16 protein-coding genes are annotated in these 15,655 nt (G+C 42.9%); 4 read left to right on the plus strand and 12 right to left on the minus strand.

Going from position 1 to position 15,655, the window contains the following annotated elements; all coding sequences use genetic code 11:
• Positions 1-88 precede the first annotated feature (88 nt).
• Together ACDZ28_RS07065 and ACDZ28_RS07070 are read right to left on the minus strand one after the other, a co-directional pair.
• Positions 89-751 (minus strand): glycosyltransferase, encoded by a 663-nt coding sequence (locus ACDZ28_RS07065; protein WP_375104308.1) that lies wholly within the window; start codon positions 749-751, stop codon positions 89-91.
• Between the two features lie 124 nt (positions 752-875).
• Positions 876-1,232 carry a nucleotide excision repair endonuclease gene (locus ACDZ28_RS07070; RefSeq protein WP_042131559.1) on the minus strand — a complete coding sequence of 119 codons (357 nt, stop codon included), beginning with the start codon at positions 1,230-1,232 and terminating at the stop codon, positions 876-878.
• A 367-nt stretch (positions 1,233-1,599) separates the two neighbouring features.
• On the opposite strand from ACDZ28_RS07070, the gene ACDZ28_RS07075 reads away from it, so the two are divergent.
• On the plus strand, positions 1,600-3,090 hold the full coding sequence (locus ACDZ28_RS07075; RefSeq protein ID WP_042131563.1) for a peptide MFS transporter: 1,491 nt from the start codon (positions 1,600-1,602) through the stop codon (positions 3,088-3,090).
• Between the two features lie 54 nt (positions 3,091-3,144).
• On the opposite strand, the gene ACDZ28_RS07080 is transcribed toward ACDZ28_RS07075, so the two are convergent.
• Positions 3,145-4,560 carry a hypothetical protein gene (locus ACDZ28_RS07080; RefSeq protein WP_076121614.1) on the minus strand — a complete coding sequence of 472 codons (1,416 nt, stop codon included), beginning with the start codon at positions 4,558-4,560 and terminating at the stop codon, positions 3,145-3,147.
• A gap of 157 nt (positions 4,561-4,717) precedes the next feature.
• Positions 4,718-5,470: an SDR family NAD(P)-dependent oxidoreductase gene (locus ACDZ28_RS07085; protein ID WP_038573803.1), complete on the minus strand. Its 753-nt coding sequence runs from the start codon at positions 5,468-5,470 to the stop codon at positions 4,718-4,720.
• A gap of 187 nt (positions 5,471-5,657) precedes the next feature.
• Between ACDZ28_RS07085 and ACDZ28_RS07090 the strand changes: the two genes are divergently transcribed.
• Positions 5,658-6,299 (plus strand): TetR/AcrR family transcriptional regulator, encoded by a 642-nt coding sequence (locus ACDZ28_RS07090; RefSeq protein WP_081390073.1) that lies wholly within the window; start codon positions 5,658-5,660, stop codon positions 6,297-6,299.
• A 59-nt stretch (positions 6,300-6,358) separates the two neighbouring features.
• On the opposite strand, the gene ACDZ28_RS07095 is transcribed toward ACDZ28_RS07090, so the two are convergent.
• The 3 genes from ACDZ28_RS07095 to ACDZ28_RS07105 form a co-directional block, all read right to left on the minus strand.
• Entirely contained in the window at positions 6,359-7,480 is a 1,122-nt protein-coding gene (locus tag ACDZ28_RS07095) for a nitric oxide synthase oxygenase (protein WP_375104309.1), read from the minus strand.
• A gap of 150 nt (positions 7,481-7,630) precedes the next feature.
• Positions 7,631-7,909: a hypothetical protein gene (locus ACDZ28_RS07100; RefSeq protein WP_341115638.1), complete on the minus strand. Its 279-nt coding sequence runs from the start codon at positions 7,907-7,909 to the stop codon at positions 7,631-7,633.
• Positions 7,910-7,988: 79 nt separating this feature from the next.
• Complete coding sequence (locus ACDZ28_RS07105; protein WP_375104310.1) at positions 7,989-8,810, minus strand: methyl-accepting chemotaxis protein; 822 nt, start codon at positions 8,808-8,810, stop codon at positions 7,989-7,991.
• Between the two features lie 106 nt (positions 8,811-8,916).
• On the opposite strand from ACDZ28_RS07105, the gene ACDZ28_RS07110 reads away from it, so the two are divergent.
• On the plus strand, positions 8,917-9,783 hold the full coding sequence (locus ACDZ28_RS07110; RefSeq protein ID WP_375104311.1) for a metallophosphoesterase: 867 nt from the start codon (positions 8,917-8,919) through the stop codon (positions 9,781-9,783).
• A 202-nt stretch (positions 9,784-9,985) separates the two neighbouring features.
• A complete protein-coding gene (locus tag ACDZ28_RS07115; RefSeq protein ID WP_042131571.1) occupies positions 9,986-11,092 on the plus strand; it encodes a PdaC/SigV domain-containing protein in 1,107 nt (368 codons plus the stop codon).
• Positions 11,093-11,157: 65 nt separating this feature from the next.
• Here the strand turns inward: ACDZ28_RS07115 and hmpA are convergent, their stop codons facing one another.
• The 5 genes from hmpA to ACDZ28_RS07140 form a co-directional block, all read right to left on the minus strand.
• A complete protein-coding gene (gene hmpA, locus ACDZ28_RS07120) occupies positions 11,158-12,363 on the minus strand; it encodes an NO-inducible flavohemoprotein (RefSeq protein WP_375104312.1) in 1,206 nt (401 codons plus the stop codon).
• Positions 12,364-12,575: 212 nt separating this feature from the next.
• Positions 12,576-13,412: a YitT family protein gene (locus ACDZ28_RS07125; protein WP_076120334.1), complete on the minus strand. Its 837-nt coding sequence runs from the start codon at positions 13,410-13,412 to the stop codon at positions 12,576-12,578.
• Between the two features lie 45 nt (positions 13,413-13,457).
• Positions 13,458-13,958 (minus strand): VanZ family protein, encoded by a 501-nt coding sequence (locus tag ACDZ28_RS07130; protein WP_375104313.1) that lies wholly within the window; start codon positions 13,956-13,958, stop codon positions 13,458-13,460.
• A gap of 17 nt (positions 13,959-13,975) precedes the next feature.
• Positions 13,976-14,833, minus strand: coding sequence for a M15 family metallopeptidase (locus tag ACDZ28_RS07135; RefSeq protein WP_341115644.1), 858 nt, complete (start codon positions 14,831-14,833; stop codon positions 13,976-13,978).
• 106 nt (positions 14,834-14,939) lie between these two features.
• Complete coding sequence (locus ACDZ28_RS07140) at positions 14,940-15,635, minus strand: response regulator transcription factor (RefSeq protein WP_042131576.1); 696 nt, start codon at positions 15,633-15,635, stop codon at positions 14,940-14,942.
• Positions 15,636-15,655: the final 20 nt, after the last annotated feature.

Here is a 15,655-nt window from a genome sequence, read left to right on the forward strand (position 1 = left end):
GCCTTTATATCTAACTTTTTGAATTGGATCAAAAGACCTAAATTGTTGCCAATAACAAGAAAAAAGCACCCTTGCGGGTGCTCTGGTTTCAATTAAATTTATCAGGGAATTGTTTAACAATCCCTTCGGTTAGTATATCTCCAAACATAATCATATGCTCCAGCCCTTTATCGAAAGCAACGATTTCGGCATCCCAATCCTTTTTAACCCTAGCTGTCACATCATCCGTAATTAGCTCCAAATGTTCATGAAGCATCTCTTTCAATTGTTCATACGAATATTTGGGATTCTGTGCGCTAAGAAACTTAGCAATATCGTCAGCGTTGTTATACCATTCTTTATTGTATTTTTCCAAATCTGCCTGATTACCTGCCAGTACAGCGGCAACTACCTTTCCGGCAATCAGGATATGCTCCCGCAATAATTGGGCTAGCTTATCTCCTACCGCCTCACCGTAATACGGCTTGTACACATTCCCTATCTCCTGCTGATTCTGCAGCAGTCTTGCCAGTACCTTCTCTTTGTCCTCGGAATTTGCAAAGGCGCTAACTATGTAATTTTTCGTCCAAATCACATGGTCACTCCATAATTTCCTAAGGTTATCTTTAAGCTCTATTACGGAGGGTGTTAAGCATTGCTTATGTGAGCTCTTTTTTTCTTTGGCTGCAGCATCGGCAGTTACGGGCATTACACTCACAACAAGGAACATACACAACAAAGTTAGCTTCGCAATCAAAAACTTAGGCTTCAATATGACCTATCTCCTTTAAATATCTATTAACTATCTTGTATAGTGTGTACCGATGTTCTTATTTCATTCCTATCTTCTTTAACATAAAAAAGCACCGTCATTGGACGGCGCCTCTTCTTTATGTTTATCTAAACATAACTTTATCTACATTGTATTTAGACTTAAATTCATTAATGATATACGTTTCATAAATTTCTCTATGAACAGGGCTTTCGATCAAACATACATCAATTCTGGTGACCTCGTCCCGGTGCAGCTTGATATCAGATACGGTATCTTCGAAATGTTTTTTGATTCTTGGTCTTAGCTTTCTCGCTTTACCTACAAACAACAACTCATCTTGGTCATTGTAGAACATAAAGATACCGCCGTAGTCTCTTGGAATCAGGTGAAAATCAGTGAATCCGTAAATGTTGCTTAACTGCGGGTTAATTTGTTTAGTAATACTTACATCCACATTGGGCATAGTTATGTTGATCATTTTAGCTCACGTCCTCTTTCTATATAGGAGTAAATAGTATCATAAGTTAGCCTTTTATTCTATCTTTCACAATGAACCTTGCTCAAAAGGAGTAGTGGGAATTGGACCCATTAACACACTCGTATTTTACCACTGCTTGAAACCACAAGTTCTTTGGTTAAATTCAACATTTCATTCTGGATGAAAAATACAATATAAGTTAATTATAAAGTTCTGCTGGAAATATTACTAAAAAATATGACATTATTCAGAACCTTCTCATCAAAGGGTTGTGATTTTCCTCATGAGGGTATTATAAATATTAAGGTAGTGTAGTGTGGTATTAGCATCATGAAAAGAGCAATTAGCATCTAGGAGGATTTGATTCATGTCAGCAACAGACAGGCAAAAAATTGTAGATAGTGTCCCGCAAACCGGATTTTTTGGACATCCAAAGGGACTGTTCACGCTTTTCTTTACTGAATTTTGGGAGCGTTTTTCCTATTATGGCATGAGAGCAATCCTTGTTTACTACATGTATTATGAAGTAAGCAAAGGCGGACTCGGATTTCCAGAGGATATGGCCCTTTCGATTATGTCTATCTACGGCTCACTCGTATATATGTCCGGAATTATAGGCGGATGGCTTGCCGATCGGATTTTCGGTACTTCGAAGGCTGTCTTTTACGGTGGCGTTCTAATTATGTTCGGGCATATTTTACTGGCGATACCGGGAAATGCCACGTTATTCTTTGCTTCGATGATTATGATCGTGCTTGGAACCGGACTTCTTAAGCCCAATGTATCAAGTATTGTAGGGGAAATCTATAGCGAACAAGATAATCGCCGCGACGCTGCTTTCAGCATTTTTTATATGGGTATTAACCTTGGCGGATTCCTCTCTCCACTGATTGTAGGCGCTGTGGGTATGAATAATTTCCATCTAGGCTTCTCGATTGCCGCAGTCGGGATGTTTATCGGGTTAGTTGTTTACGTATTGACTCGCACCAAAAACCTAGGTCTGGCGGGTACGATTGTACAAAACCCGATTCCAGCCGAACAAAAGAAAAAATTATTTACTTGGATCGGTATTGGATTAGTTGTGCTTGCTGTAGTAGTTACGGTCGGCATACTTACTGGAATACTCACCTTTGAGACATTTATTAAGATCGTAGGGGTGTTAGGGCTTCTTATTCCTACAATGTACTTCATTGTGATGTACCGTAGTCCCAAGACAACCGCTGTAGAGCGATCACGGATTCTCGCGTACATCCCTTTGTTTATCGCCTCGATTATGTTCTGGGCCATTCAGGAACAAACTTCAACAGTTTTAGCAAGTTTTGCGGATAAGCGCACCCAATTGGACTTTGCGGGTATACACATTTCTCCGGCTTGGTTCCAGTCGCTTAACCCGCTGTTTATTATCGCCCTTGCACCTGTATTTGCATGGATTTGGTTAAAGCTCGGTAACCGTCAACCAACGATTCCTCAAAAGTTCTCGCTTGGATTATTGTTTGCCGGTCTGTCTTTCCTAGTCATTCTGGTACCTGCATATTTCGGTGGAACTAATTCACTTGTAAATCCATTATGGCTAGTGCTAAGCTATTTCATCGTCGTCATTGGGGAGCTATGCTTGTCACCCGTTGGCCTCTCGGCAACGACCAAACTGGCACCCGCTGCTTTTACTGCTCAGATGATGAGCATGTGGTTCTTGTCCAATGCTGCTGCGCAAGCTATTAATGCTCAGATTGTGAAGTTCTATACTCCGGATACCGAAATGCTGTACTTCGGAGTTATTGGTGGAGTTGCCATTGTGCTCGCGGTAATTCTCTTCCTGTTCTCTTCTAAGATTCAGAATTTCATGAAGGGGATAAGATAAACATATAAGGCTGCCGAGATATCTCGGCAGCCTTTTTTGAATCAATATCCAGGTCTACACCAGAAACATAGCAACGATCGTTGTAACTATCAGCCCAATCAGTACTGGTTTAACGTTACGTCTGGCAAGCTCAAATGGACTTACGCCACAGATGGCGGCGGCTGGAATCAATGCCCATGGGATTAACGTCCCTCCACCAACCCAAATGGCAGATACTTGACCGAGGGCAGTTAAAGTAGCTGCGTCGGAGTGTGTAGCAACAGCGAATAATTTTCCGATGGACCCCGCCAGTGAAATTCCCGAGAACCCTGAACCATCAAGACCCGTAATGGCTCCTGTTATGGTGGCAGTCACAGCACCTACAGCACCATTTAGAGGAACATTATGCGCGAGAGCAACTCCTAGATCATTTACAATCCCCTGTGATGCAGCAGGTAAAACTTTGCCGAACAATTCAGCAAAGGCCGAATCCCCCAGATAGAAGAATGCAGCAATCGGAATCACCGGACCGAATACTTTGAAACCGAATGTAAGCCCATCGATCAAATATGAGGTGACTTGCTCCAGTCCTTTATTACGATGTGCAAGCAATGTTACTACGACCAAGATGAACACAGCAGTCCCACCCACTAAGGCAGTTGCGTCTCCACCCTGTAAATCCAGTAGAAACATACCTGCTACATCAGCTAAAAATAGAAGAGGGATAACGATAGCCAGCCATTTCTTCAGTGTGGGAGAAATCACCGTCTGACCTTCTACTTTATCATTCTCCGCAGCTAGCGCACTCGCGGCATTCTTCCCGGATATCAGTCCGTCTCGCCAAGTACCGTTCTTCTGATCTCTTCGCATCATCCAATAAGCTGTTACCGTAGTGACAACACCCATCACTATGACAAGTGGGATACTTGCTTCCATGACACTACTTACCGGAAGTCCTGCCGCATCTGCCGTTAATTTGGGTGCACCTTGAATGATATAGTCTCCCGATAGCGCAATCCCGTGACCGAATAAGTTCATCGCCATCGCTGCTCCGAGTGCAGGCAGTCCTACACGAATCGCTACGGGCAGCAGCACAACCCCAATCAAAGCCACAGCTGGCGAAGGCCAGAAGAACCAAGATGTCACCATCATAATGAGGCCAATTCCCCAAAAGGCTATAAACGGTGTACGTAAAAACCGGGTAAGCGGCGCTACCATCGTCTCGTTAATTCCGGTTTGGGTTAATACTCGGCTCATGGCTACAATGATGGAAATAATCATAATCGTACCCATTAGCTCCTTGGTTGCATATACAAAAGAGTTGAATACGCCTGTGACCGAGCCACTAATCGTTTCTGTTGCGAGCCAGCCAAGTACAAAGATGCCTGCAATACAGATCATCGTTGTATCCCGCCGCCTAATCAGAAGTGCCATAATGAACACGATGAATGCCAGATATACATAATGTAGCGCTGTTAATTGGATGCCCATCTCTGAACCACACCCTTCTCCTGCTTACAAGTGCTATATGTTATGCAGGGAAGTAGGCTAATGTTCGGTAGAGATGGACGCTTAAAAAAACCGCCCTACGTGTAGAGAGAATCTACGCATGAGACGGCTTTCTTAGTATTTCTTATTTAGAAATTTATTATTTAGCCACGACTCCGCCATCAACTGGCAGCTCAACGCCTGTAATGTATGAAGCTTCATCAGAAGCCAAGAACAATACAGCTTCAGCTACTTCAGAAGCACGTCCAACGCGTGGCAATGCAGTCTGGGACATAAAGAAGCTATGCATTTTTTCGTTATTTACAAATTCAGCACTCATTGGGGTTTCGATAAATCCAGGGTGAACAGAGTTCACGCGAATGTTGTCTTTACCAAAATCTACAGCCGCTGCTTTACTCAGCATACGAACGGCACCTTTTGAAGCTGTATAAGCGCCGGCACCGCTGCTGCCAGTCAAACCTGCGATGGAGGAGATATTGACGATGGAACCACCTTTATTGTTCTTCATTTGAGGAACAACATGTTTCATGCCAAGAAATACACTGCTCACGTTAATGTTCATTACTTTGTTCCATTGATCAACAGTGGATTCAAGCAATTGAACTGGGAACGAGATCCCTGCGTTATTTACTAGGATGTCGATTTTCCCAAATTTGCTAATCACATCTTCTACAACTTTGATCCAGTCTTCTTCAGAAGCTACATTATGTGCATAAGCTGCTGCTTGTCCACCATTGGCTTCGATTTCTTTTACAACTGCTTGTACAGCAGCTTCGTTAATATCAGTTGCTACAACTGTAGCACCTTCTTTGGACAATAAAAGGGCTTCTTCACGACCCATGCCACTGCCTGCACCTGTAATTATTGCTACTTTATTAGTTAGACGATTCATAATTAAGTCTCCTCTATAATCGTATTGTGATATAATATTTCGAGTGATGATAGTCACACTATCACTGTGATATTTATCATATCATTTTTACGAAATAACTACAACCTCTCCTTGCTTAATCCAATAAACGGTGGATATAATACTAATAATTAAAAAACCTAATCAAAAATGGAAGGGTCTATCCCTCATGAATCCTAAAGCACGCTATGAAAAAGAACGATCCGACGGTAAACAGCAACGATTATATACGATTCTCGAATCCGCAGAACGAATATTTTCGCAAAAAGGAATCGAAAAGTCGACGATGCAAGATGTCGCAACTGAAGCGAATATCGGAATTGCGACTCTCTTTCGATATTTTCCTAGAAAAGAAAAACTCATCGTGGCTGTGGCCACCCGAATGCTCGAGCCGATGCTCGATTATTTTAAGTACGTAGCTGACTTGCCACTTAACTGTCTTGAAAAGATCGAGATGTTGTTTGATTTCTTTATTCAGGACCAAAATCATTTAAGCATTATCTTTATGGTCAATTTTGAAAGCTACGCCTCTCACTTAAATGAGCCTGTTGAGGATGTTCTGGATTTCAATGCATTGAACCGCAAGATTTGGCATGAGTACTCCAGGATCATTCAAAATGGGGTAGAAGACGGTTCTATTCGCGCCGATCTCCCTGTGAAAGAGACCTTAATCACGCTGATGAACAGCTTTGCTCTCTTTTCCAGAAAGCTAACGATGAAAGAGAACATCCTCCTGCTAGAATCGGATTTAGACTCCGACAAGCAGCTTGAGCTTCTTAAACAAATCTTTCTAGAGCATTTAAAAGCCTAAAAAAGCGCCAGTTTCCTTATGAGGGGAACTTGGCGCTTTTTTGATCATGAATTGGATTGCTAGTGAAAAGGACAGGTGGCCACAGGTGATCGCTGATAAAGGAAACGAGGGCTGTAATCATATTCTTTCAGCTTACTGTCATGCCAAATCGGTGTGGACGACGGAGACATAGGGGGAATCAGCCATGACCAGCGTCCCGAAACCTGACGTCCATGTCCCTGCTCCTGCTCTTGAAATCTCACAAATTGATCAGCTGCTGTATGGTGATCAACGATACTGACCCCAGCTTGCTTAAAGGAATACAGTACTGCACGATTCAACTCAAGAAGCGCCCGATCCTTCCAAAGCGTAGTGTTACTGGAACGGTCCAGTCCCATCAGATCAGCTACAGCCGGCAAAGCGTTATATCGTCCAGTATCGCCCAGATTACGCGAGCCAATTTCGGTTTCCATATACCAGCCGTTAAAAGGAGCCGCGGGGTATAGAATTCCGCCAATTTCCAACTGCATGTCCGAAATGATCGGCACCGAATACCAACGGAGCTGAAGCTCTGCAAAACGTTCAATTTCGGGATGAGTTAACGGCACCTCCTGAATGAGGTGTTGAGGAATAGGAAATACATGGGGGTGCCCATTGCCTATGCTGATTACTAGCGGCAATACATCATAATTGCCCCTTGTTCCCTGCCAGCCTAGTTGTTGGCACACTTTCGTAAATTCATCCGATGCCGGATCGCCAGCGCGTTCATGTTCAGCATCACCAGGATATCCCGCGTAACGAATCAATTGATGGTTCCAAATCCGGATTCTCCGATCAGGAGCTTCCCCGCTGCGGAAGACCGTGATAAGTGGACGAATACGTCCTCCATTATTCGCCTTTTCCAGATGTCGCAGCAAAGCTTCAGCAACATCCTCCTCGGTCTCTGCCAGACGTTCATCCATCAGCTCAATGGATTGCCAAAAGAGGCGGCCGATGCAGCGGCTATTATGTCGCCAAGCCATTCTTGCCCCATGAGCCAGCTCTTCCGTTGTATGTGTGTAACTCCCGGATTGATTAATTTCTTCTCGTACGGCTTGGATGCGTTGATCCATCTCAGCTTCAGTCTTATCAAGTTCAGCGTAACATTGTCGAATGAAAGCCTCCGCCTGCCGGGTTAACTCTTCAATGTCCTTACCATCCATATCGTTTATCTCCCATCCAAGCTCTTGCCAGAACCTTCAATCCAGTATACCATCCTCAATCCTAAGCTACATCCTTAAGGAAACAGTACATGAGAGTGCATGAGAACAACCCGTGAAGCTTAGTCGCTTCACGGGTTGTAGCAGGAACATCTAGCGTTCTGAACGTTTCCCTTGCGTCTTCAATGCAGCAAGCCTGCTCTTATCCTCGGCCAGCAGTTCTTCAGCCAACTCCACACCTTGTGGGCCTAACGCGGCCTGGGCTTGCTCTACCGCCTGTTCGGTATGCGCCAAACGGTTCTCAGCCTGTGCCAAAGTCTGTTCTGTTGGATGACTAAGCGCCTGAGAGACAGAGAAATGAAGCTTGCCTAAAGCATTTTTGGCTTGAGTTACATTGTCGTTCGCTTGCAGACTGGAATCGGGTTGTTTCATAAATGAAATTCGCTCCCTTCTGAAATGCGCCTGTTCCCTTCTAGCATGGTTTAGGATAAGTAACTTTATGCATTACACCTTATTGGATAATGGATTGCATGAAAGTAGTCATTTCTTTGCTGGCCTTATTTAAGCGTTCAATCACTCCGCTGAATTCAGTAACCAGTTCTGCTTGTGCGTGTGAAGATGCGGAGATCGATTCAATTTCCAGCTCCATCTGTTTAATGGACTTTTGAACATCACTGAGTGATTTTTCAATATTATGGGTTGCTTCTTTGGTATTTACGGATAGTTTTCGTACTTCCTTAGCCACAACACCAAAGCCCGCCCCCTGCTCTCCTACACGCGCAGCTTCAATGGCAGCATTTAGTCCTAGCAGGTTCGTCTGCTCAGAAATCTCACGAATGAAGCTGGTAACCTTATTCACTTCTTGAGACTCTGTTACCGCTCTACGTGTATTATCTAATATTTGCTGCGAGGTGGCCGATAATTCTTGAGATTGTGCGGCTACGCTCTGAACCATATCCATTAGGTGATTGCTTATCCCATTAATCTCATCTGTAAATACTTCAAGCTTATTCTCGTTCTCCAGTGTGTAGGCAATTGCGAACACACCTACTACCTCGTTGTCTGTTCCATATATAGGCACACATGTTGAAATTACAGGAGATCCATAAATTTCTGCTGGAATCCGGTTAAAGCTAACCTCACCTTTCAATCCATTTGAAAGCGTTAGGTCTTCAGGCGGAATAGGACTTCCTTTGGCCAGTCCAAAATCAATGGCATTACTGGGAGTATAATACTGGAAGATTTCCCTGTCCGTAATACCGATCATAATATCTTGCGAGTGAATCTTTTTGAAATAAGGTGCTGCGAGGACTAAGGCATCGATAATACTCATCTGTTCATCTCCCATTAAGTAAATGTATATGTAAGTTTATCGACACAATGAGTGACATAATGAATATTGTCATATTAAAGTAACAATCCTATCGTAGGATGGATTCATGAACACTAAACCTATTAGCAGACGTCAATTTTTAAAGAAAAGTGCTCAAATCTCGCTGGGGTTACTTGGAACAGCCACTGCATCCGGAATTTATTCATACTGGGTTGAGCCGTACTGGCTTGAAGTAAAATCTATAGATATAACAATTCCTATACTCCCTCCAACATTCGATAGATTTCGTATCGTTCATTTCAGTGATTTACATTTAGGCGTATACTCGAGGCCAGAAGTTTTAACAGAGTTAGTGCAGCAAATTCAACAGGTCAGTCCGGATCTGATTTGCTTCACTGGGGATCTGTTAGATCATTCTGTGGATTATATTTCAGAGGCTGTAGACTTCTGTTCGCAGTTACGGGCTCCTTTTGGGCAATATGCAGTTTTAGGTAACCATGACGCTTTTGGCACTCGGAGAGCTGTAACGAAAGGGTTAGCGCAAGCTGGCTTTCATGTACTTCACAATGAACATGCTGTCTTAAAAAAAGATGGAAAAGAGCTCTATCTTGCTGGGGTGGATGATCCGTGGGTTGGCAAAGCAGATATCCAACAGGCGCTGCTCCATATCCCCGACAAGGCATGTACCCTGCTCCTTGCCCACGAGCCTGATTTCGCCGATGAATATAGTGATCTCCCCATAGACCTGCAATTGTCCGGCCATAGTCACGGAGGGCAAGTGCGCCTCCCACTCGTTGGCGCTTTGTATACCCCGCCTCACGGCAGTAAATATTCAAATGGATTATACCAGCTCCCGAACAGCCGACTTCAGGTCTACACGACACGTGGGATTGGAGTAACTCGTATGCCCATACGTTTTAATTGTCGTCCCGAGCTTACCGTAATTACTTTGAGATCACCTATTGATTCATAAATTCAATAATGGTTAAAGAAAATAGACCTGGAAGTTAAAAAATCGTTAGAATCTCTGTGATTTTTCGTATTCAATGCAACAACACTGTAACCCCAGATGTAACCAAATCTATTAGAGGCTTAAGTATAATCGTAAGAGTGATAGCGGAAAACAACACCTATCGAACTACATAAGCCCATTAATGGGAAGGAGAAATATAACCATGAATAAAACAATGAAATGGACGTCTGCTGTATTAGCTGCTGGAGTATTACTTGGAGGATCGGGACTAGTAGGGGGAACTTTTGTTAATGCCGCAGCTACCGGAGGAAATACCGTAAAACAAGCCACTCAACAGCCTTCTGTAGTGCTTAAATATAAAGGCCAAGTCTTAACACAGCAAGGGAAAATCGTAGACGGAAATACCATGATTCCTTTAACTGTATTGCGTGATGCCTTTGGTCTTGCCATTGATTATAATTCAACCACTAGAACTTACAGTGTGGGCAGCGACTCGATGAAGCTTAACCTAGAGGTTTCTGACTATGGCGTCAGCACAGATTTGAACGGATACTATATTTATAGTATGACCGGAAATCATGAAGCGAAGATGATCAATGACCGCCTATATGTCCCATTCAAGCTGTTAAATGATTATTTAGGGATTCAAGGCGTATATAATCCAGTCCAGAAATCACTAGAACTTAGCAAGCTGGTGATGAATGATATCAAGATTACCTCTGTTACCTTGGATAAGAGCAATAAAAATGCTACTATTCAGATTCAGTATCCAAAAATCAGTGGTCTAACAGATGAAGTGCAAAACACGATTAACACAGCCTTCAAAAAAGAAGCTGAACGATTCGCTTCAGAGGCTGAGAAAGAAGCCAGCCGTAGAGATGGCACGATAGAGCATAAATATGACTACTCTCAAACTTATGTTGTCACCTTTAATCGTGAAGGCGTACTTAGTATTGTAGTCGATCAATATGGATATAGCGGTGGAGCACACGGCGGTACCATTCGCGAGGGACATACCTACTCACTGAAGGATGGTAAGAAGATAGAACTTAAAGACCTGTTAAAGGCAGAACCAAACTACAAACAAAAACTAGATAAAATGTTGAAGCAAAGCACTAAGGATGTAGCTTTTCCGGAGTCAACTGGTGGTCTAACAGAGAAGCCTGCCTTCTTCGTCAGTGAAAGTGGCTTAGCTATCTTCTATCAACAATATGAAATCGCACCTTATGCAGCTGGAATCCCTACCTATACCTTTAATTTTAGTTCAATACTGCCTAAAGGCACTAATCCATTTGCTTCTTTCAAATAAATCACCACTAACGCAAAGCAAAAAGCACCTCAGCCAATCAGCTGCGGTGCTTTTTGTTATCTTTATTATTCTTCTAAACTGCCAGCTGGTCCAAAGAATTCAAAATGAATTCTCTCCTCCGGTACCTGCCATTCCTTGAGAGCCTTATAAATGGCCTTCATAAAAGGAGTCGGCCCACAGAAATAGAATTCAGCGTTCACGTCTGCTATTTCTTGAAGCCAAGAAAGATCAATATAACCAGATCTATTGCACTTGTCTCCTTCTCCTGGAGATTCATAACATACATAAGAACTTAGAGCAGGATGAGATTGCGCTAAATCTGCCACCCTATCCTTCATAGCATGCAAGCTTCCATTGATGGCTGCATGAATATAGGTTACCTCGCGTTCTGGCTGTGCAGCAATGATTGTCTCCAGCATACTTACCATTGGAGTTAGCCCCACACCCCCGCTGATTAGAACCACCGGAGTGTCACTAGTCTGATCCAGTACCAAATCGCCCGCTGGAGAGCCCACTTCTAATATAGATCCCACTTGGACGACATCATGGAGATAAGTAGATACGACGCCAGCAGGTTTATCTAGCCCTTCGCTCTCCCGTTTAACAGTGATACGGTAATACGCCTGATCCGGAGCACTGGACAAACTATAGTGGCGAACATGGGTATATTCCTCACCCTCTGGCTGAACACGAACCGTGATATACTGACCCGGGGAATAAGAGGCGATCGCCCCTCCGTCCTCAGGAGACAGGTAAAAGGAAGTAATAAGCTCACTTTCTCTAACCTTCCGAGTGACGATAAAGTTTCTGAATCCACTCCAGCCCCCCAGCGCTTCGGCAGCTTCACGATATTTTTCTGCTTCCACTCCTATGAAAGCATCTGCGATTACCCCATAAGCCTTAGCCCATGCATCTATAATTTCCGGTGTTGCCGCATCACCAAGTACTTTCCCAATCGCAGCTAACAAGGTCTCACCCACGATCGGATAATGCTCAGGCAATACACCCAGTGCTCGATGCTTCTCTGCAATCTGTTTTACCACCGGTAAGATATTTTCTAGCTGATCAATATTCATGGCCGCTGCAAGAACTGCATTAGCAAGTGCTGTCTGCTGTCTGCCTTGCCGCTGATTGGCATGATTAAATATATTCAATAGCTCTGGATGATTTTCAAATAACATGCCATAAAAGGTCGTAGTAATGGTTGTTCCATGAACCTGTAATACAGGAACTGTTGATTTTATAATAGCAATCGTTTGTTGATCTAACATATGAATACCCCTCTCTCCTGCAATACAATAAGATAATACCTCTATAAAAAGCATATAGAATCTGCAAATGAGCGAGTGTGCGTTGAATCACTTTAGAATTTAATAAAATGTGAACAAACAAAAAATGCAATGATATCCATCACAATCGAATACCCAATCCAAAAAAAAGCTGCCCAAGCAGCTCACGTAGCTACCGGACAGCACTTTATCTCTTATTTTGCCAGCTCCACAAAGCCTTCTCCGAACACATCTCTTACATCGTGAATGGCGATAAAAGCCTCTTTATCAATCGATCTTACGATCTTCTTAAGCATGGTCACTTCCTGCTTGCTAATGACAATATAGAGCAGCTCTTTGGGTTCTTTAGTATAATACCCTCGGCCATAAATAACTGTGACCCCTCTATCCATGATTCGATTAACTTGTTCAGCAATTTTATCCTGCTCCTTGGATACAATTGTAACGGCCTTCTTAGGATTCACTCCCTCAATAATGAAGTCCATCACCTTAGTCGCTATATAGAGCATCACGATCGTAAACATCAGACTTTGCACACCAATGATGAAATACGAAGCAAATACCACAACTAAATCGACCAAGAGAAGAGCGTAGCTAACGTTCCAATCCAAAAATTTATGCAGAATTCTGGCGATAATGGTTGACCCTGCGGTCGTCCCACCCACGCGTATGATCATTCCGATACCCACACCAGACAAGATGCCTCCAAATATTGCATTGATGATCAACTCATCGCTGGCGATATGCCAATTCTTTGTAAGAATCAAGAATAACGAATTAAAAAACACCGCAATAATTGTATATACCGTCGTCGTTTTGTCTAAAAATTTATAACCCACAATCAATAATAAAGCATTAAGAATCAAGCTAACAATACCTGGCGACCACTGATACAAATAGTATGTAATCATAGTCAATCCCGTTACCCCGCCTTCACCGAACTCGTTCGGAATCACAAACAAGTTAACGGCCAAAGAGAACAACAATGCTCCTACAATGATGGAAACAATATCCGAAATACGCTTTTTCATACCATGCCCCTTCTATCCTCTGTCTATATCTACCATCCACAAATACTAACACCGCTTCGATATAGTTGTAAACAATCCAGAAGAAACCAGCATTCTATATAAGGCGTAACCGACTACCCCACCGCAAGTGTTTAAGATCAGATCATCCACATCAAAGGTGCCGATATACAATACCAATTGTGTAACTTCAAAGCTCAGACTCAGCGTAAAAGAGAGCATGAGGACTTTTCGGAATAACCTTTCTTTTTGTGAAAATAGCATAGGGACCATGCTCCCAAACGGAATAAATGCCAGAAGATTGCCCACCAAATTAAGCGATGAAAACGGATCTGAAAATGACAGTTGCTCTATCCCTCGCGAGATCTCTTTAAAGGGTATATAGTTGCCCTGTCGATGAAAAATTCTGTCAGGATGCTCAAGCATACGCCCCGCCTGTTCCCAAAGTGATTGCAAGCTAAAAGGTGCCCCTTTAAATAAAATGATTCGGATCAAGAAATACATATAGACGATAAATATGGCTGCCAGCAATAATTTCATAGTAGACATGCTTTTAGGCTCTGTACTCATTGAACTGTAGTCACAATTACGCCATCCATGTTGTCACCCGACGTTTTATATTGCCCTTTCTTTGGAATCTTAATACTTGTATATCCCGATATTGGATAATAGCTTACTGTATATGTTTTACCATCTACAACCGTTGAAATTTCACTATTCTCCTTCAAAAGATCTAAATATTGTTCCAGCACAATCCCCTTCTCATGAATGATTGCACTGTGCGGCAACCCGACATAACGGAAATGCCAAGGTTCATATTTAATCCCCGTAATCTCCGTTTTGTCTTTAGGATAGCGTAGAATAAAGCCATATTTCCAAGCATTGTTTTGCAGCCATTTGCCCTCAGGCGCTTTGCTCATTTCTGCTTGAGACGATCCGATGTCCAGTGATAAGCCTAAATTATGTTCACTATATTGTGCCGGTAAAGCATAGTCTGAACCTTTTTCCTCATACAATTTCTCTTGCTCATCAAAGTCCCTGTACCCACTGCTAATCAAAAAATGATTCACGCCGTCTTTCTCCGCAGCCTTGATCATCTTATTGAATTTAAGTGCTACACTTTCAGACAAACGAATAGAGGTATCTAGTAAACCATACCCTTGAACCAGATCCTTCTGATCATATAAGGTCACAATATCAGACTTCACGCTGTCCTCATGTACCGGATATTGTTTGTTCACCAGCAATAAATCTCCTTGATATACCTGATCTTGCGTAACCACCTTTATACTATCGCTATCTCTAATCGATCCTTTCCCGATCTTATCATTCTTATCAGCCAGATTACCCGTATCCGGTAAATAACGAGCGGCCGCATAACCAAGCAACAACACAATGATCATCAAAAAGCCCCACTTTTTCATCCGTAATGTCCTCCCATTTCCTCGATAGGAATAGAATAACGAAGACACTTTAAAGAAAAAGCAGGGCAATTATAAAGTTTTTCTTAAAATATACAAATCTCACTGCCTATCCAGTAAAGGTATATCCCACGCCCCAGATTGTCTTAATAAATTTATTCTTATTCATGTCTTCTCCAAGTTTTTTGCGCAAAGTACGGATATGCACCATGACCGTGTTGCCACTCTCATAATAAGCTTCTCCCCACACCTGTTGAAAAATGCTCTCTGCGCTAAACACCTGCTTGGGATGACTGGCTAATAAATGCAGAATATCAAACTCTTTCGGAGTTAAATCTATCACCTCGCCGTAAAGGGTGACGGTATGTTCCTCTGGTGAGATCATCAAGCCACCTACTTCAAGCACCGATTTTGGAATGGCTGCCGGCTGACTAAATTGTATAGAGCGGCGAAGTTGAGAATTAACGCGGGCGACTAATTCCATTGGATTGAACGGTTTGGTCATATAATCATCTGCGCCCATAACAAGTCCCGTGATCTTATCCAGATCAGAAGTCTTCGCACTTAAAAAGATAATCGGCAGATGATGCTGCTCCCGAATATGACGGGTTACCTCGTAGCCATCCAGCCCTGGCATCATAATATCCAGAATCGCCAGATCTACCGTTTGGGACTCAATAGCTTGTACCGCTGCCCGTCCATCCGATACTTTAATGATATGATACCCCTCTTTTTGCAAATGTAAGGCCACCAAATCGGCAATCTCCGCCTCATCATCCGCGATTAAAATCGTGATGCGCTTCATCTATATTTCACCCCTGTAGG

It is taken from the genome of Paenibacillus sp. RS8 (genome assembly GCF_041956825.1).
Classification (GTDB): domain Bacteria; phylum Bacillota; class Bacilli; order Paenibacillales; family Paenibacillaceae; genus Paenibacillus_AQ.

Excerpts from the sequence above, each read along its gene's own strand:
- ACDZ28_RS07070 (WP_042131559.1), bottom strand. The coding sequence starts at position 1,232 with ATGATCAACATAACTATGCCCAATGTGGATGTAAGTATTACTAAACAA.
- ACDZ28_RS07075 (WP_042131563.1), top strand. The coding sequence starts at position 1,600 with ATGTCAGCAACAGACAGGCAAAAAATTGTAGATAGTGTCCCGCAAACC.
- ACDZ28_RS07080 (WP_076121614.1), bottom strand. The coding sequence starts at position 4,560 with ATGGGCATCCAATTAACAGCGCTACATTATGTATATCTGGCATTCATC.
- ACDZ28_RS07085 (WP_038573803.1), bottom strand. The coding sequence starts at position 5,470 with ATGAATCGTCTAACTAATAAAGTAGCAATAATTACAGGTGCAGGCAGT.
- ACDZ28_RS07090 (WP_081390073.1), top strand. The coding sequence starts at position 5,658 with ATGAATCCTAAAGCACGCTATGAAAAAGAACGATCCGACGGTAAACAG.
- ACDZ28_RS07095 (WP_375104309.1), bottom strand. The coding sequence starts at position 7,480 with ATGGATGGTAAGGACATTGAAGAGTTAACCCGGCAGGCGGAGGCTTTC.
- ACDZ28_RS07100 (WP_341115638.1), bottom strand. The coding sequence starts at position 7,909 with ATGAAACAACCCGATTCCAGTCTGCAAGCGAACGACAATGTAACTCAA.
- ACDZ28_RS07105 (WP_375104310.1), bottom strand. The coding sequence starts at position 8,810 with ATGAGTATTATCGATGCCTTAGTCCTCGCAGCACCTTATTTCAAAAAG.
- ACDZ28_RS07110 (WP_375104311.1), top strand. The coding sequence starts at position 8,917 with ATGAACACTAAACCTATTAGCAGACGTCAATTTTTAAAGAAAAGTGCT.
- ACDZ28_RS07115 (WP_042131571.1), top strand. The coding sequence starts at position 9,986 with ATGAATAAAACAATGAAATGGACGTCTGCTGTATTAGCTGCTGGAGTA.
- hmpA (WP_375104312.1), bottom strand. The coding sequence starts at position 12,363 with ATGTTAGATCAACAAACGATTGCTATTATAAAATCAACAGTTCCTGTA.
- ACDZ28_RS07125 (WP_076120334.1), bottom strand. The coding sequence starts at position 13,412 with ATGAAAAAGCGTATTTCGGATATTGTTTCCATCATTGTAGGAGCATTG.
- ACDZ28_RS07130 (WP_375104313.1), bottom strand. The coding sequence starts at position 13,958 with ATGTCTACTATGAAATTATTGCTGGCAGCCATATTTATCGTCTATATG.
- ACDZ28_RS07135 (WP_341115644.1), bottom strand. The coding sequence starts at position 14,833 with ATGAAAAAGTGGGGCTTTTTGATGATCATTGTGTTGTTGCTTGGTTAT.
- ACDZ28_RS07140 (WP_042131576.1), bottom strand. The coding sequence starts at position 15,635 with ATGAAGCGCATCACGATTTTAATCGCGGATGATGAGGCGGAGATTGCC.